Annotated in this window: 2 protein-coding genes and 1 pseudogene; 2 read left to right on the forward strand and 1 reads right to left on the reverse strand. The window is 54.3% G+C overall.

Annotated features, from left to right (window positions below):
• A partial coding sequence (locus ACR0AO_RS25240; protein ID WP_480609721.1) for a MarR family winged helix-turn-helix transcriptional regulator occupies positions 1–492 on the forward strand: 492 nt, incomplete at its 5' end.
• A gap of 368 nt (positions 493–860) precedes the next feature.
• Here ACR0AO_RS25240 and ACR0AO_RS25245 read toward each other — a convergent pair.
• Positions 861–2249: pseudogene (locus ACR0AO_RS25245) on the reverse strand (IS3 family transposase).
• Between the two features lie 246 nt (positions 2250–2495).
• Between ACR0AO_RS25245 and ACR0AO_RS25250 the strand changes: the two are divergent.
• The coding region (locus ACR0AO_RS25250) for a DEAD/DEAH box helicase (RefSeq protein WP_480609724.1) at positions 2496–2942 on the forward strand (447 nt) is incomplete at its 3' end.

Here is a 2942-nt window from a genome sequence, read left to right on the forward strand (position 1 = left end):
GACCACATTGATCGTATCATTTCGCAATGGAACAAAGCCCGACCCGACCTTGATGTCGGACCGATGGAAACGATTGGGCGTCTCTCCCGCCTGGTGGATCAACTCAGAAAAGAGATGGACAAAACCTGGAAGGTTTACGGGCTAAACCTCGCCAGCTTTGATGTACTGGCGACTCTGCGCAGATCCGGAAAGCCTGAAGGCTTGTCGCCCGGGGAATTGCTTGACCTGACCATGGTGACGTCCGGGACAATGACCAACCGGATTGACCAGCTCGTCAAGGCAGGTCTGGTAGAGCGCGTACCAAATCCTGAAGATAAACGGGGTTTTTTGATACGTTTGACCAAGGCCGGGTTCTCAAAAATCGAAAATGTCGTTTCAGATCACGTTGAAACACAACATCGGCTCTTGAGAGGGTTATCACCCACGCAGCGCGAAAACCTGAATGAATTGCTTAAAACACTGGGCGAAGCGATTGACGTAGACGCGAAATAAATACCGGAAAATTGGCGCGTCCCAAGAAACCAACACACTCTCAGAATACGACTTTGCATTGGAACTAACCACCAATGCTCTAACAGGATTCTCATTGCTACAATTTTATGAAACACAGGCGAACATTGCTCGGTTCTGTTTCGCAGTTCTTGATTACCTGATGATCGGGAATGTACAGCAGTTTGGTATTCTTGGCCGAGTTCGCCCTCGGTTCTGCCACAGAATAGTTGCCACCCGTGTCTGAGGTCGTCACGACCTACTCCTGTCAGTCCCAGCACGCGCTACCAGAACTGCGTGTCCGTCATCGAATGATTTGGAACACGAGCGTTTGATTGGCTTAGGAGGATCAGGCTCGCCGCAGTTTCAATCTACGCCGCGTTCTGATGATGCAGCAAGCGGCGTTTCTGGATTGTCTGGTGTTTGATTTCCTTTCTGCGTCTGAGGATTGTTTCGGCTCGACCGAAATAGACATCGGCGGGTGTCAGATTGCTGATGCTCTCGTGGTATCGGTTGTGGTTGTAGTGATTGATGAAGTCGCCGATGGCCTGTTCGAGCGCTCCTGGCAGATAGTAGTTTTCCAGCAGGACACGGTTCTTCATCGTCTGATGCCATCGCTCAATCTTGCCCTGGGTCTGCGGATGGTTGGGCGCTCCCCGAACATGATCCATACCCTGCTCATCCAGCCATTTCGCCAACTCGCCAGAGATGTAACTGCTGCCGTTGTCGCTGAGCAGCCGGGGCTTGTGGGCAACGGTGACACTGTCACAACCTGATGCAGCCAAAGCGTCTTCCAGCGTTCCTGTGACATCGTCAGCTTTCATCGTGGTGCAAAGGCGCCAAGAGACAACGTAACGGCTGTAATCATCCAGGATCGTAGACAGGTAGAACCAGCCCCAACCGATGACTTTGAGATAGGTGAAGTCGGTCTGCCAAAGCTGGTTCGGCCGCACAGTCTTCTCATGGAATTCATCCGCCGCTTTGATGGTGATGCAGGCTGGGCTAGTGATCAGATCTTGTGCCTTCAGAAGCCTGTAAACACTGGCCTCAGAAACGAAGTAGCGCCTGGTGTCGGTGAACCGCACCGCAAGCTCGCGGGGCGATAACTCGGGTTCTTCCAGAGCCAGTTCCACGATCTGCTTGCGCACCTTGTCGGGGATGCGGTTCCAAACCCTACCTGGCCGGGAATGGCGATCCTCAAGCCCGGCCTCGCCGAAAGACAGATACCTGTCGTACCAGCGGTAGAAGGTCGTTCTGGGAATGCCGAGCTTTTCCAGTGTGCGTTTGATCGGCAGGTGCGAACCGTCAACCAGCCGGATGATCTCAAGCTTTTCGGATGTTGCCCTCTCATCGCTGCAAGCAGCGACTGTTGGGTGACAGATATCTCATTCGTCGTCTCCCCCATCCTCGAACATGCTTTTTTTGAGCAGCCGGTTCTCAAGGGTCAGGTCGGCGACTACCTCTTTCAGCGCCGACGATTCCGCTCTCAAATCCTTCACCTCAGAGCTGGTAGCCTGGCGTGCGGTATCGCCAGCCAACCGCTTCTTACCGGCCTCAAGGAACTCTTTCGACCAGCTGTAATACAGGCTCGTAGCTATTCCTTCACGGCGACACAGCTCCGCTATGCTGTCTTCACCACGAAGCCCATCCAACACAATACGGATCTTCTCCTCTGCCGAATGCTGGCGCCGTGTCTTCCTGCGGATGTCTTTGACAACTCTCTCTGCTGACGCTTTCTGTTTCCCGGATTTCATTCTCATCTCCACTCTCTGATGGTTACGATGAGCCTGAAATCCTCCGCTACGCAATCAACCTAGTCTGTTCCATGGGTGCTGATGGCGGACAACCTTAACATAAGTGTGGACCTGTTCCGTTGGGGAGGCTCATTGGGAGGCGCATTTTCCGATCTATACATCCGGTTCTCCTCGCAGTATGGACTGCGCTTCTACTATGACCCGTGTGTCGGAAGCTCTGAGGGTGACCGTATCACTCCGGAGAGCTGAGCCATGAACCCGACACTCGCAATCGCATTGAAGCGTAAAGGATACGACACGCTGACCCCTGTTCAGGAGGCCGTGTCCGCACCGGATTTGCAGGGACGAGACTTGTTAGTTTCGGCGCAGACCGGATCAGGAAAAACCATCGCGTTCGGCTTGGCCATCGCACCAACAATTTTGAGCGATGCGCAGGTTTTCGATGTGGCAGGCGCGCCTTTGGCGTTGGTTGTTGCGCCGACGCGAGAGTTGGCGCTGCAGGTCAAACGAGAACTGGGGTGGCTCTATGCGGATGCGGGGGCCTTCATTGCCTCATGCGTTGGCGGCATGGATATGCGCGACGAACGCCGGGCGCTGTCCCGAGGGGCACATATTGTGGTCGCGACACCAGGGCGGTTGCGGGATCATATCATGCGCGGCTCGATTAATTTGGCATCCGTACGCGCCGTCGTGTTGGAT

This window comes from Ruegeria sp. AF8, assembly GCF_056541825.1.